At 70.8% G+C, this 23,875-nt stretch carries 22 protein-coding genes and 1 tRNA gene; 15 read left to right on the top strand and 8 right to left on the bottom strand.

The features are described 5' to 3' along the window. Nucleotides 1–54 precede the first annotated feature (54 nt). The 4 genes from AB4K12_RS14330 to AB4K12_RS14315 all read left to right on the top strand — a co-directional run bounded on the left by AB4K12_RS14330 (nucleotide 55) and on the right by AB4K12_RS14315 (nucleotide 4,032). On the top strand, nucleotides 55–2,235 hold the full coding sequence (locus tag AB4K12_RS14330) for a DNA polymerase III subunit gamma and tau (RefSeq protein ID WP_368434590.1): 2,181 nt from the start codon (nucleotides 55–57) through the stop codon (nucleotides 2,233–2,235). Between the two features lie 143 nt (nucleotides 2,236–2,378). Further along, entirely contained in the window at nucleotides 2,379–2,717 is a 339-nt protein-coding gene (locus tag AB4K12_RS14325) for a YbaB/EbfC family nucleoid-associated protein (protein WP_086572948.1), read from the top strand. A gap of 54 nt (nucleotides 2,718–2,771) precedes the next feature. Then, nucleotides 2,772–3,371, top strand: a complete 600-nt coding sequence (recR, locus tag AB4K12_RS14320) for a recombination mediator RecR (protein ID WP_368434589.1) — start codon at nucleotides 2,772–2,774, stop codon at nucleotides 3,369–3,371. Continuing rightward, nucleotides 3,364–4,032 carry a DUF5063 domain-containing protein gene (locus AB4K12_RS14315; RefSeq protein WP_368434588.1) on the top strand — a complete coding sequence of 223 codons (669 nt, stop codon included), beginning with the start codon at nucleotides 3,364–3,366 and terminating at the stop codon, nucleotides 4,030–4,032. The genes recR and AB4K12_RS14315 overlap by 8 nt, the downstream gene beginning before the upstream one ends. A 78-nt stretch (nucleotides 4,033–4,110) precedes the next feature. On the opposite strand, the gene AB4K12_RS14310 is transcribed toward AB4K12_RS14315, so the two are convergent. Continuing rightward, entirely contained in the window at nucleotides 4,111–4,305 is a 195-nt protein-coding gene (locus AB4K12_RS14310) for a hypothetical protein (protein ID WP_368434587.1), read from the bottom strand. A 181-nt stretch (nucleotides 4,306–4,486) separates the two neighbouring features. Here AB4K12_RS14310 and AB4K12_RS14305 point away from each other — a divergent pair, with 181 nt between their 5' ends. The 9 genes from AB4K12_RS14305 to AB4K12_RS14265 all read left to right on the top strand — a co-directional run bounded on the left by AB4K12_RS14305 (nucleotide 4,487) and on the right by AB4K12_RS14265 (nucleotide 13,141). Further along, nucleotides 4,487–5,308: a helix-turn-helix domain-containing protein gene (locus AB4K12_RS14305; protein WP_368434586.1), complete on the top strand. Its 822-nt coding sequence runs from the start codon at nucleotides 4,487–4,489 to the stop codon at nucleotides 5,306–5,308. Between the two features lie 14 nt (nucleotides 5,309–5,322). Then, nucleotides 5,323–5,607: a DUF397 domain-containing protein gene (locus AB4K12_RS14300; RefSeq protein WP_368434879.1), complete on the top strand. Its 285-nt coding sequence runs from the start codon at nucleotides 5,323–5,325 to the stop codon at nucleotides 5,605–5,607. A gap of 176 nt (nucleotides 5,608–5,783) precedes the next feature. Beyond that, nucleotides 5,784–6,758 (top strand): hypothetical protein, encoded by a 975-nt coding sequence (locus tag AB4K12_RS14295; protein ID WP_368434585.1) that lies wholly within the window; start codon nucleotides 5,784–5,786, stop codon nucleotides 6,756–6,758. A gap of 14 nt (nucleotides 6,759–6,772) precedes the next feature. Beyond that, nucleotides 6,773–7,321, top strand: a complete 549-nt coding sequence (locus tag AB4K12_RS14290; RefSeq protein WP_368434878.1) for a Uma2 family endonuclease — start codon at nucleotides 6,773–6,775, stop codon at nucleotides 7,319–7,321. Between the two features lie 111 nt (nucleotides 7,322–7,432). Continuing rightward, nucleotides 7,433–8,701 (top strand): aspartate kinase, encoded by a 1,269-nt coding sequence (locus AB4K12_RS14285; RefSeq protein ID WP_368434584.1) that lies wholly within the window; start codon nucleotides 7,433–7,435, stop codon nucleotides 8,699–8,701. Next, nucleotides 8,698–9,837: an aspartate-semialdehyde dehydrogenase gene (locus AB4K12_RS14280; protein WP_368434583.1), complete on the top strand. Its 1,140-nt coding sequence runs from the start codon at nucleotides 8,698–8,700 to the stop codon at nucleotides 9,835–9,837. The genes AB4K12_RS14285 and AB4K12_RS14280 overlap by 4 nt, the downstream gene beginning before the upstream one ends. 424 nt (nucleotides 9,838–10,261) lie before the next feature. After that, the gene (locus AB4K12_RS14275; RefSeq protein ID WP_368434582.1) at nucleotides 10,262–10,861 is read left to right on the top strand and encodes a SigE family RNA polymerase sigma factor; all 600 of its coding nucleotides are present in this window, start codon (nucleotides 10,262–10,264) and stop codon (nucleotides 10,859–10,861) included. Further along, entirely contained in the window at nucleotides 10,858–12,135 is a 1,278-nt protein-coding gene (locus AB4K12_RS14270; protein WP_368434581.1) for a hypothetical protein, read from the top strand. The genes AB4K12_RS14275 and AB4K12_RS14270 overlap by 4 nt, the downstream gene beginning before the upstream one ends. 154 nt (nucleotides 12,136–12,289) lie before the next feature. Beyond that, nucleotides 12,290–13,141: an SURF1 family protein gene (locus tag AB4K12_RS14265; protein ID WP_368434580.1), complete on the top strand. Its 852-nt coding sequence runs from the start codon at nucleotides 12,290–12,292 to the stop codon at nucleotides 13,139–13,141. Here the strand turns inward: AB4K12_RS14265 and AB4K12_RS14260 are convergent. Further along, the gene (locus AB4K12_RS14260) at nucleotides 13,056–14,918 is read right to left on the bottom strand and encodes a prolyl oligopeptidase family serine peptidase (RefSeq protein WP_368434579.1); all 1,863 of its coding nucleotides are present in this window, start codon (nucleotides 14,916–14,918) and stop codon (nucleotides 13,056–13,058) included. The genes AB4K12_RS14265 and AB4K12_RS14260 overlap by 86 nt on opposite strands. 294 nt (nucleotides 14,919–15,212) lie before the next feature. On the opposite strand from AB4K12_RS14260, the gene AB4K12_RS14255 reads away from it, so the two are divergent. Beyond that, a complete protein-coding gene (locus AB4K12_RS14255; protein ID WP_368434577.1) occupies nucleotides 15,213–16,121 on the top strand; it encodes a LysR family transcriptional regulator in 909 nt (302 codons plus the stop codon). 9 nt (nucleotides 16,122–16,130) lie between these two features. Here the strand turns inward: AB4K12_RS14255 and AB4K12_RS14250 are convergent, their stop codons facing one another. The 5 genes from AB4K12_RS14250 to AB4K12_RS14230 form a co-directional block, all read right to left on the bottom strand. Continuing rightward, entirely contained in the window at nucleotides 16,131–17,216 is a 1,086-nt protein-coding gene (locus AB4K12_RS14250) for an aspartate kinase (protein ID WP_368434576.1), read from the bottom strand. Nucleotides 17,217–17,253: 37 nt separating this feature from the next. Beyond that, nucleotides 17,254–18,222, bottom strand: a complete 969-nt coding sequence (locus tag AB4K12_RS14245) for a DMT family transporter (RefSeq protein WP_368434575.1) — start codon at nucleotides 18,220–18,222, stop codon at nucleotides 17,254–17,256. A 330-nt stretch (nucleotides 18,223–18,552) separates the two neighbouring features. Further along, a tRNA-Pro gene (locus tag AB4K12_RS14240) sits at nucleotides 18,553–18,626 on the bottom strand. A 47-nt stretch (nucleotides 18,627–18,673) separates the two neighbouring features. Then, on the bottom strand, nucleotides 18,674–19,468 hold the full coding sequence (locus AB4K12_RS14235) for a Pr6Pr family membrane protein (protein WP_368434574.1): 795 nt from the start codon (nucleotides 19,466–19,468) through the stop codon (nucleotides 18,674–18,676). 46 nt (nucleotides 19,469–19,514) lie between these two features. Beyond that, nucleotides 19,515–20,441 carry a metallophosphoesterase gene (locus AB4K12_RS14230; protein WP_086565971.1) on the bottom strand — a complete coding sequence of 309 codons (927 nt, stop codon included), beginning with the start codon at nucleotides 20,439–20,441 and terminating at the stop codon, nucleotides 19,515–19,517. Nucleotides 20,442–20,583: 142 nt separating this feature from the next. Between AB4K12_RS14230 and AB4K12_RS14225 the strand changes: the two genes are divergently transcribed. Further along, a complete protein-coding gene (locus AB4K12_RS14225; protein ID WP_086565970.1) occupies nucleotides 20,584–21,048 on the top strand; it encodes a GatB/YqeY domain-containing protein in 465 nt (154 codons plus the stop codon). Between the two features lie 214 nt (nucleotides 21,049–21,262). Here AB4K12_RS14225 and AB4K12_RS14220 read toward each other — a convergent pair whose 3' ends face one another. Next, nucleotides 21,263–23,530, bottom strand: coding sequence for a transglycosylase domain-containing protein (locus AB4K12_RS14220; RefSeq protein WP_368434572.1), 2,268 nt, complete (start codon nucleotides 23,528–23,530; stop codon nucleotides 21,263–21,265). Nucleotides 23,531–23,875 lie beyond the last annotated feature (345 nt).

The raw sequence follows: 23,875 nt of genomic DNA, 5'->3' as shown, positions 1-23,875 counted from the left end.
CCTGGAAACTGTGAGCGAGGCCACTTGTCAGTGGGGCCCGATATCGTCGTAGGTGTGTCGTCCCTCGCGCTCTACCGCCGCTACCGTCCCGAGTCCTTCACCGAGGTCATCGGGCAGGAGCATGTCACCACCCCGTTGCAGCAGGCGCTGCGCAACAACAGGGTCAATCACGCGTACCTGTTCAGCGGGCCGCGCGGCTGTGGAAAGACGACCAGCGCCCGCATCCTGGCGCGCTGCCTGAACTGCGAGCAGGGGCCGACGCCCACGCCGTGCGGGGAGTGCCAGTCCTGCCTCGACCTGGCGCGCAACGGCCGCGGGTCCATCGATGTGATCGAGATCGACGCCGCCTCCCACGGTGGCGTCGACGACGCGCGCGAGCTGCGCGAGAAGGCCTTCTTCGGCCCGGCCAGCAGCCGGTACAAGATCTACATCATCGACGAGGCCCACATGGTCACCTCGGCGGGCTTCAACGCCCTGCTGAAGGTGGTCGAGGAGCCGCCGGAGCACCTGAAGTTCATCTTCGCCACCACGGAGCCCGAGAAGGTCATCGGGACGATCCGCTCGCGCACCCACCACTACCCCTTCCGGCTCGTCCCGCCGGGCACCCTGCGTGAGTACCTGGGCGAGGTCTGTGGGCGCGAGGCCATCCCCGTCGAGGACGGCGTGCTGCCGCTCGTCGTGCGCGCCGGCGCCGGATCCGTGCGTGACTCGATGTCCGTCATGGACCAGCTGCTGGCCGGCGCCGCCGAGGACGGTGTGACATACGCCATGGCGACGTCCCTCCTCGGCTACACGGAGGGCTCGCTGCTCGACGCCGTCGTCGACGCCTTCGCCTCGGGCGACGGCGGCGCCGCCTTCGAGGTCGTCGACCGCGTGATCGAGGGTGGCAACGACCCCCGCCGGTTCGTCGCCGACCTTCTCGAGCGGCTGCGGGACCTCGTGATCCTCGCCGCGGTGCCGGACGCCGCCGAGAAGGGCCTCATCGACGCCCCCGTGGACGTCGTGGAGCGCATGCAGGCCCAGGCGTCCGTCTTCGGCGCCGGAGAGCTCAGCCGGGCCGCCGACATCGTCAACGAAGGCCTGACCGAGATGCGCGGCGCCACCTCGCCGCGGCTGCAGCTGGAGCTGATCTGCGCCCGGGTGCTGCTCCCGGCCGCCTTCGACGACGAGCGTTCGGTACGGGCCCGCCTCGACCGGCTCGAGCGGGGCGGCATCGTGGCCGCGCCCCCCGGCGGTGCCCCCGTCGGGTACGTCCCGGGGCCGGAGGCGCACGCTCCGGCCGCTGCCGGGCTCTCCGGGCCCGCCGCGGCCCGCGCCGCCGTCGGCGGCCCGGCCGCTGCCGCCGCCCCCATGGCCCCGCCCGCCCCGGCGGCCCCGGCCCCCGCGCACGTACAGCCGCCGCAGCCCCAGCAGCCCCAGCAGGCCCCCACCCCGGCCCCCGCTGCCGCGCCGGCCCCGACCGTAGGAGCCTGGCCCTCCGCCGCGACCCCGTCCGCGCCCGCGCCCGTAGCCGCGCCGAAGGCCGGCGCCTGGCCAACCGCCGCCACGGCCCCGCAGACCGCCGCGGCCCCCGCCGCCCCCGCGTCCGCCGCCCCGGCCGGCGGTGGCGCCCCCCAGCCCCACGGCGACGCCACCCAGGCCCGCCAGCTCTGGCCTAACATCCTGGAGGCGGTCAAGAACCGCCGCCGTTTCACGTGGATCCTGCTGAGCCAGAACGCCCAGGTCGCCGGCTGCGACGGCACCACGCTCCAGGTCGGCTTCTCCAACGCCGGAGCGCGCGACAGCTTCGCCAACGGCGGCAGCGAGGACGTCCTGCGGCAGGCCCTCGGCGACCTCGGCCTGCACTGGAAGACCGAGCTGCTCGTCGACCCCTCCGGCGGCGCGGGTGCCGCCCCGGCCGGCGGCGGATTCGGCGGCGGCGCGACCTCCTACGCCCGCCCCCCGGCGCAGGAGCGACCCCAGGCCTACGCCCCGGCCGCCGCGCCGGCGGCGCCCCCCCAGCAGGCCGCCGCCCCGGCCGCCCCCGCCCCCGCGCAGGAGTACCGCCAGGCCCCTCCCGGCGCGCCCGCGGCGCCCGCCGCGCCGTACCGGGAGCCGGAGCCGCCGTCCGTCGCGATCGAGGACGACATGCCCGCCGAGGACGACCCGGACCTCGTCGACAGCGCGCTGAGCGGCCACGACCTGATCGTGCGCGAACTGGGCGCGACGGTCATCGAGGAGATCGCCAACGAGTGAGGCGCGGGCCGCCCGGAGCCTGTGTTTCCGGGCGTTTCCCGCGTCCCTCCCGTCTCCTTCCCACGGCGTAGGGCGCGCGGCGCGGTGAGCACGTAGGCTCGGGCTACCGAAGCATTCAGTCGTCTACAGCCAGGAGCGAACCCGTGATCCCCGGTGGTGGCCAGCCCAACATGCAGCAGCTGCTCAAGCAGGCCCAGAAGATGCAGCAGGATCTCGCCGCGGCCCAGGAGCAGCTGGCGAACACGCTCGTCGAGGGATCGGCCGGCGGCGGCCTGGTGAAGGCCACCGTCACCGGTGCCGGCGAGCTCCAGGGCCTGGTCATCGACCCCAAGGCCGTGGACCCCGAGGACACCGAGACCCTCGCTGACCTCGTCCTCGCCGCCGTGCGCGACGCCACCGCGAGCGCCCAGCAGATGCAGGAGCAGAAGCTCGGCCCGCTCGCCCAGGGCCTCGGCGGCGGCATCCCCGGCCTGCCGTTCTGACCCCACACCCGTACGTACGCTCGTACGGAAAATCGCAGAAGGAGAACCTGATCCGTGTATGAAGGCGTGGTCCAGGACCTGATCGACGAGCTGGGCAGGCTGCCCGGTGTCGGTCCCAAGAGCGCCCAGCGGATCGCCTTCCACATCCTCCAGGCGGAGCCGGCCGACGTCCGCCGGCTCGCGCACGCGCTGACCGAGGTCAAGGCGAAGGTCCGCTTCTGCGCGGTGTGCGGCAACGTGGCGCAGGAGGAGCGGTGCCGGGTCTGCCAGGACCCGCGCCGCGACCCCTCCGTCATCTGCGTCGTCGAGGAGTCCAAGGACGTCGTCGCGATCGAGCGGACGCGGGAGTTCCGCGGCCGCTACCACGTACTCGGCGGGGCGATCAGCCCCATCGAAGGCGTCGGCCCGGACGACCTGCGCATCCGCGAGCTGCTCGCGCGGCTCGCGGACGGCACGGTCACCGAGCTGATCCTGGCCACCGACCCCAACCTCGAGGGCGAGGCCACGGCCACGTACCTCGCGCGCATGGTGAAGCCCATGGGGATGAAGGTCACACGGCTGGCCAGTGGTCTGCCCGTGGGTGGGGATCTTGAATATGCCGACGAGGTCACGCTCGGGCGTGCCTTCGAAGGGAGAAGACTGCTCGATGTCTGACGCAACGCTGCACGACTCCAAGCGCGATCCCGACGACTTCGTCGTTTCGGTCGCCGACTCGATCGAGAGCTTCATCGTGGCCGTCGCCGAGGTGTCACGCGGCGACGAGCCCGACAGCGCGGTTCCCTTCCTGCTGCTGGAGGTCTCGCAGCTCCTCCTCACCGGCGGCAGGCTGGGCGCGCACGAGGACTTCCTCCCCGACGAGCGCTACGAGCCGGACGTCGGCCCCGAGCCGGACGTCGACGAACTGCGCGAGCGGTTCGCGGCCATGCTCGACCCGGTGGACGTCTACTCCGAGGTCTTCGACCCCTACGTGCCGCGCAGCGCGCCCGTCGCGTCGCGCATCTCCGACGACCTCGCCGACATCATCACCGACCTGCGGCACGGCATGGCCCACTACCGCGACGGCCGCGTGAGCGAGGCCCTGTGGTGGTGGCAGTTCTCCTACCTCTCCAACTGGGGCCCCACCGCCTCGGGCTGCCTGCGCGCCCTGCAGTCCCTCGTCGCGCACGTACGGCTCGACCAGCCGCTGGACGAGCTCGACGGGCTCGACACGGACGCGGTGGCCGACGAGCAGCTGGCCGAGGAGGCCGGGCGGGTCATGGCGGCCGAGATCGGCGGCCCGCTGGGCCTGCGGAGCCGGGCCCCCCTGGAGTCCTGAACCGGAGGTTGTGAGGCCGCAGGGGCTCATGGGCTCAGGGATCCTGAGCCCATGAGCCCCTGCGGTCCGCCGGGCGAATTACCGCGTTTCGCCGCCGTCGGCCTCGGCGTCCGCCTCAGCCGCCTCAGCTTCCGCTTCCGTCGCCTCGGCGGCCTTGCCATCGGCCCGGGACCGGGCCTCTTCGGCCTCCTCACGGCGCTTCTGCGCCAGTTCCGCCGCCTTCTTCTCCGAATACAGGCGCATGTCCACCTCGGCCTTGTGATCGAAGATCATCGCTGCCTCCCTGGGCCGGCCCTCCTTCCAGTGTTGGTGTCCGGCACGGAACGCGCGACGGCGTGCGGACGCACACGCCCGGATCGCGGGTGATTCCGTGCTTTACGGCGAACACGATGCGTGATCGTGTCTAACCTGCGTGTGAGGCGCGGCCGACGGGGAAGGCCGGGAGGGGAGAAACATGTCGGGCGACAGGCAAGCGGAGACCCGGTCGGCGACCATGCGGATGTTCGGCAGTCAGCTGATGGGCTGGCGCAAGCGTGCGGGGGTGAGCCGGGAGGGGCTGGCCCAGGAGGCCGGGTACTCGGTGGAGTTGGTGAAGTCGGTGGAGCAGGGGCGGCGGAGGCCGTCGCTCCAACTCGTCGATGCTGCTGAGCTGTTGTGTGATGCGGGCGGGCTGTTGCGGGATGCGGCGACTCATATTGTGCAGAGCCGGTTCCCGGATTGGTTCGAGGAGTACGCGCAGTACGAGGCGGAGTGCGCCCAGCTCGGGATCTACGAGAGTCGCGTGATTCCCGGCCTGTTCCAGACGGAAAGCTACGCGCGAGCGGTGTTCCGGAGCAGCCGACCGATCCTCGACGAGGAGCAGATCGAGGAACGGGTGGCCGCTCGCATGGAACGCCAGCGGCTGCTGGACCGGAGTCCGATCCCGGTGGTCAGCGCCGTGATCGAGCAGGCCGTTCTGGAGCGGCCGATCGGCGGCAAGGAAGCCATTCACGGACAGCTACGGCACCTGTTGCAGCTCGCCGAAAGGCGCAACGTCGATTTCCAGGTCATGCCGACGAAGCGCGAGACCCATGCCGGGCTTGCAGGCTCGATGTACGTGCTGGAGACGCAGGAGCAGCAGAGGCTCGTCTACTTCGAGGGGCAGATGGGCAGCGTGCTGCACACGGGTCCCAAGGAAGTCTCAGTCCTGAACATGCGCTATGCGATTCTGCGATCACAGGCGCTCACTCCCGAGGACTCGGTGAGCGTGATGGAGAAGATGCTGGGAGAGCTGTGAACAACGAACCCCGAATACCGGGCAGTGAAGGTCTGGGCTGGTTCAAGTCCAGCTACAGCAGTGACCAAGGCGACGCGTGCATTGAAGTCGCCTTCGCCTGGCGGAAGTCCAGCTATAGCGGCGATGAAGGCGGTGACTGCGTCGAAGTCGCCACCTGCCCCCACACCGTCCACATACGTGACTCGAAGCTCGACCCCCGAGCTCCGAGACTCGACGTAACCCCCGCCGCCTGGGCGGCATTTCTGAGGTACGCCCCGAGCTCCGAGACCCGAGCCCTGCTTTCAAGGAATGGTCGGTAGGAGCTATCTCCCACCCACCCACCCCCAAGTCCCCTTTACCACAAGCGCGGTGACTTTTCGTGATCGGGTTGCGACGCGGCGTACGGACGCCCTAGCGTGCGAGCAACAAACAACCCCGGCCGGTGCTCGCAACACCAGACCGGGGTCTGACCTCCGAGATCGAAAGCAGTCGATCCGTGGCTACTGCCAACCCTAGTGCCGTCCTGCCCGCCCCCGCACACCCCATGGCCAATCCCGGCTTCGGCAAGCGCAACGCGCCGGACCAGCCCCCGCCCACCGCCGACGACTTCGCACATCTGCCCAAGCGCGAGGCGGCCATCGCCGCGTTCCTCGACCGGCTGCCCGAAGGCGCCGCGATGGGCGCGAAGACGCTGGCCAAGGTCCTGCCGGACTACGGCCAGCAGGCGTGCGGCTCAGCGCTGCGGTACCTGCGCGAGGCCGGTCACGTGTTCATCCGCCACGTGTCCAAGGTGACGAAAACCGGGGTGCGCCGGGTGACCCGGACGTTCTTCTCGCGGACCGCTCGCTCGCAGGAGTGGTGGAATCGGTTCGAGCGCGAGGAGTTGCCCGCGGAGCGCGCCCCCGAGCCGGAAACCGAGCCGGAACCCGAGCCCGTCCGTGCGGCCCCCGCGCCGCGCCGCTCCCGCGCGTACGGGGCGCTGGTCGCGCTCCGCCACGCCGACCCCCGGCTGACGCTCTCCGCCGCCGAGTGCGCGGAGCTCGAGCCGCTCGTCGAGCAGTGGCTGGCACGTGACACGACGGTCGAACAGATGACGGCATCGGTGACGGCCGGGCTGCCGCCGGTGATCTTCAGCCCGGCCGGGTTCATTCGCACACGACTGGAGAAAAAGATGCCCCCGATTCCCACGCGCTTGATCGCGGCGTACGACGACCGCTCCGTTTCACGTCGGCCCCCCACCCTGAGTTTCTCGCCGTGCGGAGACTGCGGCGGGGTGGACCTCAGCACGGTGCTGGGCGATTACTCGTGCGCGACGTGCGCGAGGGTCCCGGACGTGACTGACACGTTCCTCCCCGAGGACCCCTGGGGGGACCGGAGCGAGGAATGGAACCGCCTGTCGCCCGACGAGGTCCGGCGCCACGTGGACGGCCTCCGGGTCGCCGCCCGCCAGGCCCGTAGGGGCCGTACGTGACCGCCCGGCCCCAGATGCCCGTAGAGGACTTCGAGGAACTCGCCCACAAGGAGCCGGAGAGCGTATGGCTCGAGTTCATCAACGGCAAGCTTGAGGTCAAGCCGGCGCCGGACGGTAATCACGGTGAGATCGCCGTGTGGCTGGTGGAGCAGTGCATGCGGCAGCGGCCGGGCTTCGCGCTCTACCCCGGGCGCGGGCTGCAAGTGGGGACCCGCCGTACGGGGCGGGCGCGACCGGACGGCGCCTTCGCGCCTGAGGAGCATTTCGTCGGCCATGGCGAGTGGTCGGACCCCAGCGGCGTACTGATGACGGTCGAGATCACCTCTAACGATCCGGACACGGACCACCGCGACCGGGTGGAGAAGCCCGACGTGTACGCGGCCGCGGGCATCCCGCTCTATCTCCTCGTCGACCGTGGGCGTCGTGCCGTCACCGTCCACGAGGAACCGGAGGACGGCGAGTACCGCAGCATCACCACACGCCCCTTCGGTGCCCGCGTCGAGCTCCCCGACCCCGTCGGCATCGTCCTGAAGACCGAGAAGCTGAAGGATTACGCGGACTGACCGCCCACGGCCGGAAATCTCACCATGTGATACCGGCGTGGCCGGTTCCGGCTGCTCGTTAGACTCGGACCCGACCGCATTACGCATTACGTATAGCTGCGAGGAGCGCACGTGGGCCTTGTCGTGCAGAAGTACGGAGGCTCCTCCGTTGCCGATGCCGAAGGCATCAAGCGGGTCGCCAAGCGAGTCGTGGAAGCCAAGAAGAACGGCCACCAGGTGGTCGTCGTGGTTTCCGCGATGGGCGACACGACGGACGAGTTGATCGATCTCGCCGCGCAGGTTTCCCCGATTCCTGCCGGGCGTGAGTTCGACATGCTGCTGACCGCCGGAGAGCGGATCTCCATGGCCCTGCTGGCGATGGCGATCAAAAACCTCGGTCACGAGGCGCAGTCGTTCACCGGCAGCCAGGCCGGAGTCATCACCGACTCGGTCCACAACAAAGCGCGCATCATCGACGTCACGCCGGGCCGCATCCAGCAGTCCGTGGATGCGGGCAACATCGCGATCGTGGCCGGCTTCCAGGGTGTGTCCCAGGACAAGAAGGACATCACCACCCTGGGTCGGGGCGGCAGCGACACCACCGCCGTCGCTCTCGCGGCCGCGCTGGAAGCCGAGGTGTGCGAGATCTACACCGATGTCGACGGTGTCTTCACCGCCGACCCGCGGGTCGTGAAGAAGGCCCGCAAGATCGATTGGATCTCGTTCGAGGACATGCTCGAGCTGGCAGCGTCCGGCTCGAAGGTGCTGCTGCACCGCTGCGTCGAGTACGCACGTCGTTACAACATCCCGATCCACGTCCGCTCGTCCTTCTCCGGACTGCGCGGCACCTGGGTCAGCAACGAACCGCAAGGGGACCAGCCGATGGAGCAGGCGATCATCTCGGGTGTCGCGCACGACACGTCCGAGGCGAAGGTCACGGTCGTCGGGGTGCCGGACAAGCCGGGCGAGGCCGCGACGATCTTCCGGGCGATCTCCGACGCCGAGATCAACATCGACATGATCGTGCAGAACGTCTCGGCGGCCTCCACGGGCCTGACGGACATCTCCTTCACGCTGCCGAAGACCGAGGGCCGCAAGGCGATCGAGGCGCTGGAGAAGACGAAGGCCCGCGTGGGCTTCGACTCGCTGCGCTACGACGACCAGATCGCCAAGATCTCGCTGGTCGGCGCCGGTATGAAGACCAACCCCGGTGTCACGGCGACGTTCTTCGAGGCCCTGTCCAACGCCGGCGTGAACATCGAGCTGATCTCGACCTCCGAGATCCGCATCTCGGTCGTCACGCGCGCCGACGACGTGAACGAGGCCGTGCGGGCCGTCCACACGGCGTTCGGCCTGGACAGCGACAGCGAGGCCGTCGTCTACGGAGGCACCGGCCGATGACGGCCGTCGGCGGTATGGGCGTCGGACGTACGACCGCGGACGACGCCCGTGCCGCCGAGGCGCGCAGGGCCTCGGCCCGTAGTGCCAGGCCCACGCTCGCCGTCGTCGGTGCGACCGGCGCGGTGGGCACGGTCCTGCTGGAGATCCTCTCCCAGCGCGCGGACGTCTGGGGCGAGATCCGCCTCGTCGCGTCCGCGCGCTCCGCGGGGCGGAAGCTGACCGTCCGGGGCGAGGAGACCGAGGTCGTCGCGCTGAGCGAGGAGGCGCTCGAGGGCGTCGACGTCGCGATGTTCGACGTACCGGACGACATCTCCGCGCGCTGGGCGCCGATCGCGGCGGCCAAGGGCGCGGTGGTCGTGGACAATTCGGCGGCGTTCCGGATGGACCCGGACGTTCCGCTGGTGGTGCCCGAAGTGAACGCGCACGCGGCGCGGGTACGTCCGCGCGGCATCGTCGCGAACCCGAACTGCACCACGCTGTCGATGATCGTCGCGGTGGGCGCGCTGCACGCCGAGTTCGGGCTGAGCGAGCTCGTCGTCGCCTCGTACCAGGCGGTCTCCGGCGCGGGCAAGGCCGGCGTGGACGCGCTGCGCGCGCAGCTGACCGCCGTGGCGGGCACCGAGCTGGGCACCCAGCCCGGCGACGTGCGGCGGGCGGTCGGCGACGCGATGGGGCCCTTCCCCGCGCCGGTGGCGCTGAACGTGGTGCCGTGGGCCGGGTCGCTGATGGCGGACGGCTGGTCCTCGGAGGAGCTGAAGGTCCGCGCCGAGGCGCGCAAGATCCTGGGGCTGCCGGACCTGCGGGTGAGCGCGACCTGCGTGCGGGTACCCGTCATCACGACGCACTCGCTGAGCGTGCACGCGCGCTTCGAGAACGAGGTGACCGTCGAGCGGGCCCACGAGATCCTGGCGAACGCGCCGGGAGTGGTGCTGTGCGACAGCCCGGCGGACGGGGAGTTCCCCACGCCCGCCGACGCGGTGGGCACGGACCCGACGTGGGTGGGGCGCGTACGGCGCTCGCTGGACGACCCCAGGGCGCTCGAACTCTTCGTCTGCGGCGACAACCTGCGCAAGGGCGCCGCCCTCAACACCGCCCAGATCGCGGAATCCGTGGCGGCGGAGCTGACCACTCCGTAATACTTGGGGGATGTGTGAAGGTCCTGTGATCATCGGCGTGCCGCTTGTGATCAACTTACTGGTACGGACCTCTTGAACTGGGCAGACGAACTGTTCGACGATTCGCTCCCCGCCCACTGCAACCGCAGCTGAGGCGGGGAGCGTCTTTGTTGCCGCCTCTCGCGGCGGTATCAAAAGGCGCATGTGAGGAAGAGTTGGTACGCATGAGGGCATGTGACGCATGGTCAGGAGGCGTGTCGGCAGACCGGTCGCCGGCCACCGCGTCCGGCGACGCGTCCGACGTCGCGCCGGACGTCATGCCTCGCGCGTACAACCCTGACGGGGGGAAGCGTGTCCAACAGGCGTGGCAGAGGTCATCAGCATCGCAACCGTCCCGAGGCGCGGCAGCGCCCCGGCACGCCCGCGTGTCGGCTCAACGGGCGGTATGCCGGTGATAGCCCCCTGGTCGGCCCCCCGCCCCACGCAGATACCGCCCCAGCTCCCCGCCCAGGCGTCCTCGCGGCCCGGGGACGCTGACGAGGCGATGGCAGCGGGCACCACCGTCGACCACCTCACCGAGACCTACCGGGCCCACTACCGGTCGCTGCTCGGCCTCGCCGCCCTGCTTCTCGACGACACCGCCTCCTGCGAGGACGTCGTCCAGGAAGCGTTCATCCGTGTGCACTCCGCACGCGGCCGCGTCCGCGAGCCGGAGAAGACCCTCGCCTATCTGCGGCAGACTGTGGTCAATCTGTCCCGTTCCGCGCTCCGCCGCCGCATTCTCGGTCTGAAGCTGCTCTCCAAGCCGATGCCCGACATGGCGAGCGCGGAGGAGGGTGCGTACGAACAGCTGGAGCGCGACCAATTGATCAAAGCGATGCGTGGACTGCAGCGCCGCCAGCGTGAGGTCCTCGTCCTCCGCTACTTCGCCGACATGACCGAGGCCCAGGTCGCCGAGACCCTGGGCCTCTCGCTGGGCTCGGTGAAGGCATACGGCTCGCGGGGGATCGCGGCGCTCCGGGTCGCCATGGAGGCGCCGGTATGAGCCACCAGCACCACGATCACGGCGACCGGGAACCCGACTACGGAGCCGGAACCGGAGCCGGAACCGGAGCCGATTACGGTCGCGGCTTCGGGCACCGGCTGCCGGGCGACGACGCCGACGGCCTGGACGACGGCAGCGGTGGCGGCAGCGTCGCCGGCAGCGGCGGCGGTACGGACATGGGCGCGGCCGTCGGCATCGGTTCCGGCATCGGTACTGGAAGCGGCGCCGGCAGCGGCGCCGGCGTCGATGAGCAGGCGCTCCGGCGGCTGCTGCAGGGCGCGGTCGGCGACCTCGAACCCTCCCCGGACGCGCTGGAACACCTCCGGCGCGCCGTGCCGGCCCGGCGTACCCGCAAGCGGCAGGCCGTCGTGGGCGCCGCGGCCGCGGTGATCCTCGGCGCCACGGCCCTGCCCGTCCTCATCCACGTCGCGACGACCGGCGGCACCGCCGACGAGCGGTCCACCAACGCCGCCAGCAGCCGCCAGCGCTCCCACGACGACTACGCGAGCGGCACACGCGGCACCACCGGCAAGGACGGCGACCAGCAGGGAAGCAGCTCCGGCCCGGACGAGCACAAGGACGACAAGAAGGAGAAGGCCGAGCGGGGCAAGAAGGACGGCAGCACCGCCGGCCCCACCGGCACCGCCGGCAGCACGCCGACCGCCCCCGCACCGACCCTGGCCGCGTCCTCGCCCACCTGCGACCGCAACCAGCTCGGCAAGGGCATCGGCACCGTCGGCACCGCCGACAAGGACGGCCGGGTCTACGGAGCCTTCCGCGTCGTCAACGTCTCGGGAACGGTCTGCGCCGTGACCGCAGCCGGCGAGGTCGCCGTGCACGCGCAGGGCGGCGCCGAGAGCTCGCGCGTCTCCGTGGTGGACCACACACCGGGCGACGCGGCCGTCGGCCTGCCCGACCCCGCCACCGAACCCAGCCAGGTGATCCTCCAGCCCGGCCAGGCCTACGAGATCCAGTTCGCCTGGATCCCGGCCGCCGACGGAGGCTCCAGCGGCTGCGCCCGCCCCAGCCGCCCCACCCCCAGCGCGCCACCCACGCCGTCCACGGCCCCCGGCACCGGCCACCCCGCCGTAGTGGAGAACCAGCAGACGCGGGAGAGCGCCAACGCCGCCGCCACCCAGGCACCCCCGGCGAGCGTCACCCTGAGCCACACCCCCGACGCGGGCGAACCCAAGGCCGCCGACGCCACCATCCCCGAAGCGTGCGCCGGCACCGTCTACCGCACGGGCCCCCTCGCCACGACCCCGGCGGCGTAGACGAGCAGGCGACCCGGTGATCCAGGGGGGCCTCCCCCCTCCGCCCCGCCCCTCCCCCTCCCGCCCCCCGCGCGCACTCGGCCCACCGCTCCCCGCCCCGCCCCCTGCCCGCCCCGGGGGACGGCGTCCGGCTCCGTGCCCGTACCGTGGTGGTGTGTATCGGTTCCTGCTGACTCCCCGGTGGTGGGGGATCAACGTTTTCGCCGTGCTGGCCATCCCTGTGTGCCTGTTCATGGGCAGCTGGCAGCTCGGCCGTTTCGAGACGCGCGTCGACTCGCATCGCGATCAGCAGACCCAGGCCGACCAGGCCCGGACGGCGGACGCCGCCCCCCTGCGGGACCTGCTGCCGGTGAGCACCGAGACCTCGGGGCGCCAGGCCACCGCCGGCGGCCGCTATGACGCCGCGCACCAACTGCTCGTACCCGACCGTGACCTCGACGGCCGCGAGGGCTTCTACGTCCTGAGCCTGCTGCGCACCGACGGTGGCAAGGCGCTGCCCGTCGTCCGCGGCTGGCTGCCGGGCGACGCCCGCTCCCGGGCCGACACCTCCAAGGTCCCGGCACCGCCGTCCGGTGAGGTCACCGTGACCGGTGCCCTGCAGGCATCGGAGAGCCCGTCGTCCAAGGGCGTACGGACCTCCGGCGGGGTGCCCGACGGCCAGCTCGGCGTGATCAGCGCCGCCTCGCTGGTCAACCTCGTGCCGTACGAGGTGTACGACGCGTGGATCACCGTGTCCAAGGCGTCGGGCCCCCTGACCGCGGTGCCTCCGGCCGCCGCCCCGAACAGCGGCCTCGACCTCAAGGCCTTCCAGAACCTCGGCTACACCGGTGAGTGGTTCGTCTTCGCCGGCTTCGTCCTGTTCATGTGGTTCCGGCTGTTCCGTCGTGAGGCCGAGGCGGCCCGCGATCTGGCGCTCGGCATCACCCCCGAGGAGCCAGGGAGCCTTGACGGTTCCGGTGGCCCAGATGACGCTCGGCAAAAGCGATCTCCTGCCGGAGCTGCTTGATCCGCTCCTCCACCACCAGCGAGCCGTGCCCCGCGTCGTAGCGGTACACCTCGTGGGGGTGGCCGCGCCCCTCCAGCCGCTCCACGTAGTTCTCGACCTGGCGTATCGGGCAGCGCGGGTCGTTCAGGCCGGCGGAGATGTACACCGGGGCGCGGACCTCGTCGACGTACGTCAGAGGTGACGAGGCGGCGTAGCGGTCCGGGACCTCCTCGGGGGTGCCGCCCAGCAGCGTGCGGTCCAGGGCCTTCAGTGCCTCCATCTCGTCGTGGTAGGCCGTCACGTAGTCCGCGACCGGCACCGCGGCCAGGCCCACCGCCCAGGCGCCGGGCTGGGTGCCCAGGCCCAGCAGAGTCAGGTAGCCGCCCCAGGAGCCGCCGGCCAGCACCAGGCGCTCGGGGTCGGCGAGCCCGGAGGCCACGGCCCACTCGCGCACCGCGCCGATGTCCTCCAGCTCGATGAGCCCGACGCGGTGCTTGAGCGCGTCGGTCCAGGCACGCCCGTACCCCGTGGAGCCGCGGTAGTTGACGCGTATGACCGCGAAGCCGTGGTCGACCCATGCCGCCGGTCCGGCGGCGAAGGTGTCGCTGTCGTGCCAGGTCGGTCCGCCGTGGATGTCGAAGACCGTGGGGAACGGTCCTTCGCCCGCGGGCTTCTGCACCAGCGCGTGGATGGTGCCGCCCGGTCCTTCGACCCAGGCGTCGGTGACCGGCACCGAGTCGGGCGCATGGGCTATGCCGTGGGCCGCGGCGGGTGCCGTCGGGGCGGTCAGGACGACGTGGCCCGTGGTGGAGCGCACCACCGGGGGCTTGGCGGCCGAGGACCACAGGAACTCCACGGTGCCGTCCGGCCGGGGCAGGGCTCCGGAGACCGTGCCCTGCGGGGTGTCGAGGCGGGTCAGCCCGCCGTCGGCCAGTTCGTACCGCCACAGTTCGCTGCGCGCCCGGTAGCTGTGGTCGATCAGCAGCGCGCCGCCGTCGGGGAACCAGTCGGCGTCCAGGTCGCCGGGCAGGTCGACGGCCAGCGGCGTTTCCTCGCCCGTGACCGGATCCCACAGCATCGGCTCCCAGCGGCCGTGCCGCTGGTGGCCGACGAGCAGCCGGGAGTCGCCGTCGACGGGCGCGAAGCCCATGACGGCCAGGCCCAGCTCCTGCGTGCCGCCGCGGGTGTCGTCGAGCTCCCCGACGGTGGTGCCGTCCGTGCGGACGACCCGGATCGCGGAGTGCATGGCGTCGCCGTGCTCGGTGTGCTCGATGGCGATCAGCGAGCCGTCGTGGGAGAAGGCGCCGACGCCGGCCGACTGCTGGTGGCGGTAGACCTCGACCGGTTCGCCGCCGGGGCGTACGACGTGGACGGTGGAGCCGCCCTTGTCGGTGGAGCGGCCGACCACGGCGGTGCCGTCGCGGCCGAGGGCCAGCCCGTCGGGGTAGGAGGGCTCGAGCCCGGGGGTGGCGGGTTCGTCCGGTCCGCCGTGGAACGGCTGACGTACCCAGGTGCCGAACTCGTCGCCGTCGGTGTCGGCGAACCACCAGATCCATTCGCCGTCCGGGGAGAGCGCTCCGCCGGTCGTGCCGTTCGGCCGGTCGGTGACCTGCCGCTGCTCGCCCGTGGCCCGGTCCCAGGCGTACAGCTCGAAGGTGCCCGTCACGTTGGAGGTGAACAACGACCGGTCGGGGGCGTCCTTCGCCCACTTCGGCAGCCCCACCCGCGGCGCCCGGAAGCGCTTCTCCCAGTCGGGCACACCCGCATCGCCCCGCAGGGCCCCGTTGCTCTCAGTCATGTCCCCCATTCTGCGCCGAGGGGCCGACTCGGTGGGGGAAGGAGCCGCGGGCTGTGGATTACTGGCCGGTTGTGCGTAACTCGCTCACCCCTCAGGGTGAGCGGGAGGGCCCGGCAAGCAACCGGGCCGAGCATGATCAAGATCACAGGTTGATTTGTGGTGCCATATCGCCATTTGACCATTCGTTTTCCGGATCGGCGGTGCCCATGAGGCGGCCGCAGGAGCACGATCTCAGTCAGTCATTCAGTCAGTGGTCTTTCGCGTGACAAGTGAATAGGACAACGGGGGTGGGGAGTGGAGTTGCGGCACCTGGCGACCTTTCAGAAGGTCGCCGCCGTCATGAGCTTCACCAGAGCTGCTGCGGAGCTCAGCTACGCGCAGTCCAGCGTGACCGGCCAGATCAAAGCACTCGAGAGCTCGTTGCAGACGCAGCTCTTCGACCGGCTCGGGGGAAAGATCCAGCTCACGGACGCGGGTGTCCGGCTGCTGCCGTACGCGGAACAGATCCTGGCGCTGGCCGAAGAGGCGCGCGTCGACGTGGCGGGGCTGCGCGAACCGGCGGGCACGCTGTTGATCGGCACCATGGAGAGCATCACCTCCTACCGCATGCCACCGCTGCTCGAGCTCTTTCACCATCGCTATCCGCGCGTGCAGTTGTCCCTGCGCCCGAGTCTGTGCGCCGAGACCTGCCAGGCACTCCGGCACGGACTGTACGACCTGGGGTTCCTCATGGAACCGACCACCGAGCACCAGGGGTTGGAGACGGCGGTGCTGGCCCAGGAACGGCTGGTGCTCGTCGCGTCGCCGTCGCACCCGCTCGCCACCGAGCAGCGGGTGACGACCGAGTCGCTGCGGCAGGTGCGGGTCCTGGCCACGGAGGCGGGATGCGCGTACCGGGATCTGTTCGAGGCCGAGCTGAGCGTGGGGGACGGGAATCCGGTCGGGTTCCTGGAGTTCGGCACGATCGAGGCGATCAAGCGGGGTGCCGCCGCCGGCCTGGGCGTGTGCCTGCTGCCGGAGATGACGGTGGTCGACGCGGTCCGCGCGGGCGAGCTGGTGATCCTGCCGTGGGAGGTGCCGTTCACCGTGTACACGCAGCTGGCGTGGCGGCAGGGCAAACGCCTCTCGCGCGAACTGCGGCTGTTCATCGACGAGGCGATGCGGACCATGGCCGAGGAGAAGCGGCAGCCGGTGTCCGCCTGACACCGCACCTCATGCCGGCCATGACGGATCAGCGAGCGTTTCGTGGAGCTTCCGCGCGAGGTGTTCCGCCGCGGTCTCGTCCTCGGCGATGTGGGTGGTGACGCTGGAGCCGCTCAGTTCGGTCACCGGGATGCCGACGGGACGGGCAGGCGGCAGGTCGTGCCGCCGGTGCAGCCGATGCAGCCGATCGAGGTTCGGGTAGCCGCCGATGACGGCGACGTATGGGCCGCTCTCCAGCCGTACGGAGTCGATGCCCTCGGCGTGGTAGACGCTGTGGGCGTGGTCGGCCGCGGCGGCGGTCCTGTGGTCGAGGACGACCGACCGCTTGTTGACGATGACGCCCGACACGGGGCCGCCCTCGCCGTCGATCACCGTTCCGGTCGTGAAGGGCGCCTTGCCGAGCCGGCACACGATGGCGATGCCGTGCTTCTTGGCCAGGTGCACCGCCCTGCGGTGCGGCACCTTCGCCCCGTACAGGGACAGTGTGGCCGCGGTGTCGTACGAGACGCGCGGCAGCAGCCGGGTGCCTTCGACGACATCGGGGTCGGCGCTGTGGATGCCGTCGACGTCGGAGTGGATCTCGCACCGTTGGGCGCCGGTCGGCGCCGCGACGAGCAGCGCCGTCAGGTCCGAGCTGTTCTTGCCCAGCCAGGTGGGGCGACCGTGCTCGTCGACTGCCTGGCCGCCGGGCAGGACGACCACGTCGTGGTCGGCGAGCGCCCGCAGCACCGGTCCCGGGTCGTTCTCCTTGACCCGCGCCCACATGTACGTGCTGTCGGTGACGATCCCCAGCTGGTGTCCGGCCAGGACGGTGGCCCGGCGGCCGGCGCGGTGCAGGGCCGCCGTCAGCAGGTGGGCGCTGATGGTGTCGGCCATGGTGAGCAGGCCCGCGGTGGTGGCCTCCGCCGGGTAGGGGTCCACCTCGTGCAGCCGCCGCCGCAGCTCCTCCGTCTCGCCGGTCATGGCGCTCACGACCACGACCAGGGGGCCTTCGGCGTCCACGCGCCGGGCCAGGGCGTCCGCCAGCTCGTTGTACGACTCGGGGGAGCGGAAGCCGGCTCCGCCGAACTTCAGGACGGCGGCCGGGGCGGTCACAGCGTGCCCCGTGCGATCGCGGCACCGGTGGCGAGACTCATCGGTTGTTTCCGGCGGTGGTGGTCCTACGGGGGACGCGGAGCGCGGCGGGGGCCGGGGCGGTGGAGCGGCGGGGCAGGATGCGCCAGCCGAGGTTGTTGCCCAGGCTGGCCGCGACGATCAGCGGGATGCCCAGAGCCTGCAGAAGGCTGACGTGGTGGCCGTAGACGGCCCAGTCGCACACCATGGCCACGACCGGGTAGACGAACGCCAGCACGGCGATCTTCGCGGTGGGCAGCTTCTGGTAGGCGGAGTACATCAGGACGTACATCAGGCAGGTGTGGATCAGGCCCAGGCCGGCCAGCCACGCCCAGCCGTCGCCGCCCAGGTTCGAGGCCTTGCCGAAGTCGGCGAAGGGCAGCAGGAGCGGTATGCCCAGGAGGACCTGGACCAGGGCCACGAGGTGGGGGCGCACACCGGTCACGCGCTTGGTGATGACGGTGGAGAAGCCGTAGAAGAGCGCGGCCAGCAGGGCGTAGCCGAGGCCGGTGAGGTAGGCGCTGCCGCTGCGGAGGTCGGAGAGGGACACCCCGGCCACGAGCACGAGTCCGGCGAAGGCGACGGCCAGCCAGCCCAGCTTGTCGGCGGTGAGGCGGTCCTTGAAGAGCAGGGCGCCCAGCAGCACCACGTAGAAGGGCTGAGTGTGGTAGACGACGGTGGCCACGGAGATGGACGTCGTCTCGTAGGACTCGAAGAGGAACGCCCAGTTGAAGACGATGAAGACGCCGCCCAGCGCGGCCAGGCCGAGCTTCTTGGGGGTGAAGCCGTGGTTCTTGAAGAAGCCGCGGACGAGGCAGTAGAGGCCGATGGCCAGGGCGCCGAAGACGCAGCGGAACAAGACGACGTTGAAGGGCGAGGCGCCGGACTCGACGACGAAGATGCCGATGGTTCCGGAGAGCACCATGGCGAACGTGAGCTCGATCGCTCCCTTCGTCTCCTGTTGAGACGGCGTGGGTGATGTGGACATGACATAGCCCCTTCTGTGTGGGGGTGGAGAGAGGGCGTCCGGGGGACGGACGTGGGGGGGGAGAGAGAGGGTGACGAGCGGGCGAGCGGCCGGTGCAGAAGGAAGGCGTAATGCAGGCCGGCCGCCGGTAGGTCCGACAGCAGGGAATCTACGGACGGGCGACAATCCCCGTCCACGGTCCACTGGGGCGCTGTCCCGATGGTCCCCATCGGCTCAGCCGATGGGCGCGGGTCGCGGGGATGCGAGGCGGCGACGGCAGGGTGATCGTCCCGCATAACGCATCAGGGCCGGTCTCCCGTGAAGGAGACCGGCCCTGATGTCACTACGAAGTCGGGGTGGCGGGATTTGAACCCACGACCTCTTCGTCCCGAACGAAGCGCGCTGCCAAGCTGCGCTACACCCCGATGTGCGTCGTTTCCCTGTTTTTCGCAGGTCCCCGGCGCAACGAGGTCTACTTTAGCGGACCGGAGCCAGGAGGCGAAATCCGATTCCGGGAGCGGTGCGGATGGGGGCGTACGCGGTCGAGGAGGACGAGCACGAGGGCCAGCGTGTAGAAGGCCAGGCCGAAGACGACGGCGTTGCCGAGGATGCCGGCGTAGCCGTGGAGATCGACGTCCAGGAACGGGTACGGGTAGCGGCCCTCGGTGCCCGGGTCGAGGAGAGCGCCGCGGATCAGGGCGAAGGGGAGGTAGAGGAAGGGATAGGCCAGCCACTGCCCGGCGTGGCGCAGGAGGAAGCCGCCCGGGGCGGTGAGCACGAGCCAGTCGAGGGCGGCCGCGAGCGGGGTCACGGTGTGCAGGAGATGGTTGGCGACCGACTCGAGAGGGGTGCGCTCGCTGGTCATGGCGAAGCCGCTGGAGTCGTTCGACAGGACGAAGTGGAACACCAGGCCCGTGATCGAGATGTAGAGCAGCGCGCCGCCCGTGATCCGCGGGGAGAGGGCCGGACGGCCCGTCCAGGCGCGGTGGGCGGACCAGGCGCAGGCGATCGCCAGCAGGAGGTTGGACTGGACCGTGAAGTAGCCGAAGAGCCGGCCCAGGTCGTCGGACTCGATCGTGTCCAGGGCGACGCCGGTGAGCGCCGCCAGGGCCACGAGCGCGCGCCAGGCCGCGGCGAAGGGGCGGCGGCCCGTGGGGGCCGCCGTGGGCGCCTGGGCCGCCGCCGGTGGCGGGGCCGTCGCCGGGGCGTCCGGTGCCTCGGGCAGGCCGGGCCGCGGGGTGGTGGTGGGGGAAGCCGGGTCGGTCATCCCCCCACCGTACGTGCGGGCCCTGGGGAGCCCGGAGGCCCGGAGGTCAGTCGCGGGCGACGAGGGTGAGGAGGGTGGCCTCGGGGGGGCAGGCGAAGCGGACGGGGGTGTAGCGGTTGGTGCCGCAGCCCGCGGAGACGTGGAGGTAGGACCGGTGGCCGCCCGCGCGGTGGGTGGACAGGCCCTTCACCCGGTCGGTGTCGATGTCGCAGTTGGTGACCAGTGCGCCGTAGAAGGGGATGCACAGCTGGCCGCCGTGGGTGTGCCCGGCGAGGATCAGCGGGTAGCGGTCGGCGGTGAAGGCGTCCAGGACCCGCAGGTAGGGCGCGTGCACGACGGCGAGCGAGAAGTCGGCGTCCGGGCGGGGGCCGCCGGTGACGTGGGCGTAGCGGTCGCGCTTGATGTGCGGGTCGTCGAGGCCGGTGAGGGCGATCTCGATCCCGTCGATCTTGAGCGAGCCGCGCGCGTTGGTGAGGTTGACCCAGCCCGCGGCGTCGAAGCCGTCGCGCAGCTCTTCCCACGGGTTGTGGATCGCGCCGACGACGGGCTTGTTGCCGTTGAGGCCGTGCCGCTTGGTGGCCTTCTCGATCAGGTAGCGGGCGGGGTTGCGCAGCTTGGGCCCGTAGTAGTCGTTGGAGCCGAAGACGTACGCGCCGGGGAAGCGCATCAGGGGGCCGAGCGCGTCCAGCGTCTCGGGCACTCCCTCGGGGTCGGAGAGGTTGTCGCCGGTGTTGATGACGAAGTCCGGGCGGAGCCCGGCCAGCGACTGCAGCCAGCGTTGCTTCTTGCGCTGCCCGCCGACCATGTGGATGTCGGAGACCTGGAGCACCCGCAACGGCCGCATGCCGGGCGGCAGCACGGGGACGGTGACCCGTCGCAGCCGGAAGGAACGGACTTCGAAGCCGGCGGCATAGGCGAGGCCCGCCGCGCCGACGGCCGTGATTCCCAGGGGTACTCCGTATCGCGCACGCATGCCGCCCATCGTCGCAGACCGGCCGGGGTGCGCCGTCACGGGCCGGGGAGGGGGCGGGAGTTACGTCCGCGCCGGGCGTCCGCGCCGGGCGCCCGGCGGTTAATACGGGGCGCGCACCGGGCCGGGATGCGAAGATTGCGGCATGACCACGCTGAAGTCCAAGCTCAAGGACGACCTCACGACCGCCATCAAGGCGCGCGACGAACTGCGCTCCTCCACCCTTCGCCTCACTCTCTCCGCCATCGGTTACGAGGAGACGGCGGGCAAGGCCGCTCGTGAGCTCTCGGACGACGAGGTGCTCAAGGTCATCACCCGCGAGGCCAAGAAGCGCCGCGAGGCCGCGGAGGCGTTCGACAAGGGTGGCCGTGCCGACTCCGCGGAGCGCGAGCGGGCCGAGGGCGAGGTGCTCGCCGAGTACCTGCCGAAGCAGCTGTCGGACGAGGAGCTCGACGCCATCGTCTCCGAGGCGGTGGCCGAGGCCCGGGCCGGTGGTGCCGAGGGGCCGAAGGCCATGGGAGCGGTCATGAAGATCGTGAACCCGAAGGTGTCGGGCCGCGCCGAGGGCGGTCGCGTGGCCGCCGCGGTGAAGCGCCTGCTCGCGGGCTGATCGCGGGCACCGTACGCCCGGCGCCGTAAGCAGGGCACCGTACGCCCGGTGCCGTAAGCAGGGCACCGTACGCAACGGCACTGTATGCAGGGAAAGCGACGCGCACGCGCGCGTACGCGAAAGGGGCGCCCGGACCGTCGTGGTCCGGGCGCCCCTTCGTCTTCCTTGCTTCGGTCGCCTGCGGGAGGCCGTGAGCCTCTCCTGCTCGCTACCCCTACTGCTCGCTTCTGCTGGTGATGCCGGGGATGGAGATCCCGTTGGGCAGCTGCGGGGCGGGGGCGTCGTCCGGCTTGTTGCCGGGCTTGGCGTTGCCGGGCTTGTTCGTTCCCGGCTTGCCACCGCCGGGCTTGGCGGTGCCGGGCTTGCGCTGGCCGCGGCCGTTGCCGGGCTTGTCGCCGGATCCCTTGTCGGAGCCCTTGTCGGCGCCCGCGATCGGGATGGTGTCGAAGGACGGGGCGTCCCGGCCGTCCAGGGCGCCGGTCATGGCGTCGCGCCAGATGGGACCGGGGGTGTCGGCGCCGTAGACCTTGTCGTGGTAGACGCCGCCGATGGTGATGCCCTCCATCTCGACCTTGTCGCCGGGGCCGCCGACCCAGACCGCGCCGGCCAGGTTCGGGGTGTAGCCGACGAACCAGGCCGCCCGCCGCTCGTCGGTCGTACCGGTCTTGCCCGCGCTGTCGCGGCCGCTGAGACCGGCCTCCTTGCCCGTGCCGTCCTCGACGACGCCCTGCAGCAGGGTGTTGACGGTGTCGGCGGTCTGCTCGGACATCGCCCGCGAGCACTTGGTCTTGGGGACGCGCAGCTTCTTGCCGTCGGGGCCGGTGGCCGACTCGACGAGGACGGGGGTGCAGTAGGTGCCCCGGTTGGCGAACGTCGCGTAGGCGGCGGCCATGGTGAGCGGGGACATGCCGTCCGAACCGCCGAGGGTCAGCGCGGGCAGCTGGTCGAGCTTGCCGCCGGCGGCGGGCTTCACGCCCATCTTCTCCGCCATCTTGACCACCGGGCAGAGGCCGATGTCACCGACCATCTGGACGAAGTAGGTGTTGACCGACTTCGCGATGGCCTCCTTCATGCCGTAGGGGCCGTTCTCGCTGCGGTTCTCGTTGTTGACCGTCTCGCCGATGCTGTTCTTCCACGGCTTGCCGCACGTCTCGACCTCCTCCGGATACGGCATCCGGAACGGGGAGGAGTACGTCTTGTACGGCGACACGCCCTCCTCGAGGGCGGCCGCGGCGACGATCGGCTTGAACGTCGAGCCGACCTGGAAGCCGTAGGTGGAGCCGCCCATCGCCTTGTCGGCCGAGAGGTTGATCTGCGTCTGGTACTGGCCGAAGCCGTACGGGCGCGACTGGCCCATGCCGAGCACCTTGCCGCTGCCGGGCTGGACGATCGAGATGGCGGTGGCCACCTTGTCGTCCTGGTTGACGTGACCGGTGATCGACTTCTGGACGGACTTCTGCGTCTGCGGGTCGAGGGTGGTGCGGATGGTCATGCCGCCCTCGTTCCACCGCTTGGCGCGGGCCTCCTTGGTCTTGCCGAAGACCGGGTCGTTGAGGAAGGTCTCGCGCACGTAGTCGCAGAAGAAGCCCGCGCCGTCGACGGCGGTGATGCAGCCGCTCTTGGGCCGGCTGACGTTCAGCTTGATCGGCTTGGCCTGCTCGGCGGCGGCCTCGGCGGGCGTGATGTTCTTCAGCTCCGCCATGCGCGCCAGCACGGTGTTGCGCCGCTTGGTGGCCTCCTTGGGGGCCAGCACGGGGTTGTAGCGGCTGGGCGACTGGACGATGCCGGCCAGCAGCGCGGACTCGCCGAGGGTGAGGTCCTTGGCGTGCTTGCTGAAGTAGCGCTGGGAGGCGGCCTCGACGCCGTAGGCCTGCTGCCCGAAGAAGGTGATGTTCAGATAGTTGTTGAGGATGCGCTCCTTGCCGAGCTCCTTCTCGACCTGGATCGCGAACTTCAGCTCCTTGACCTTGCGGCCGATGGTCTGCTGCGTGGCCACGGCGACCTTGTCGGGGTCGTCGCCGGCCTCCTCGACGAAGACGTTCTTGACGTACTGCTGGGTGAGGGTGGAGGCGCCTTCCGAGACGCCGCCGGACTGGGCGTTCTTGTTGACCGCGCGGAGCACGCCCTTGAGATCGACGGCGCCGTGCTCGTAGAAGCGCGAGTCCTCGATCGCGACGATCGCCTTCCGGATGTACGGCGAGATCTCGTTCAGCGGCACCACGGTGCGGTCGCGGGAGTAGACCTTGGCTATCTCGCCGCCCTCCGAGTCGAGGATGGTGGTGCGCTGGCTGAGCGGCGGCGTCTTGAGGTTGGCGGGGATCTCGTCGAATCCCTCCACCGTCCCCTTGGCCACCAGGCCGAACGCACCGATGCCCGGCAGGGCGAGACCCGCCAGCACTACTCCCGAGAGCACGCTGACGCCAAGGAATTTCGCGGCCTGCTGGGTCGCCGTGGGACCCCTGCCGGAGCGCTTCGTAGCCATGAGGCGAAGCCTACGTTCTCATTCGGCGGACAGACGCAGGTGTGTTCGCCTACGCTGTTTCACGCCAGTCACTGCGATGCCCTCCCGCATCACCTCTGACCTCACTCTTGTGGGTGATGAGGTGTGTCCGTATTGCCGTCTGTGTCATCGCCTGCCCACCGCGGCTCGGGCGAATCGCCCCACTTTGATGGGGTTGGTCCTTGATGTCGTCCGCTCACTCCGTTGGGTGATCTGCCGCGTACGCATAGTCCGTTCGGGCCATTCAAGATTGGGCCCGAAGGGGGTGTTGCCCCCTGTCCGCCTTCCGTAACGTCCTCAACTGGCAACGGTGAATATGCCGCTGCC

It is taken from the genome of Streptomyces sp. C36 (assembly GCF_040932295.1).
In the GTDB taxonomy this organism is placed as follows: Bacteria; Actinomycetota; Actinomycetes; order Streptomycetales; family Streptomycetaceae; genus Streptomyces; species Streptomyces triculaminicus.
The sequence above is the reverse complement of the archived record's forward strand: the minus strand, read 5'-3'. Positions and strand labels throughout refer to the sequence as shown.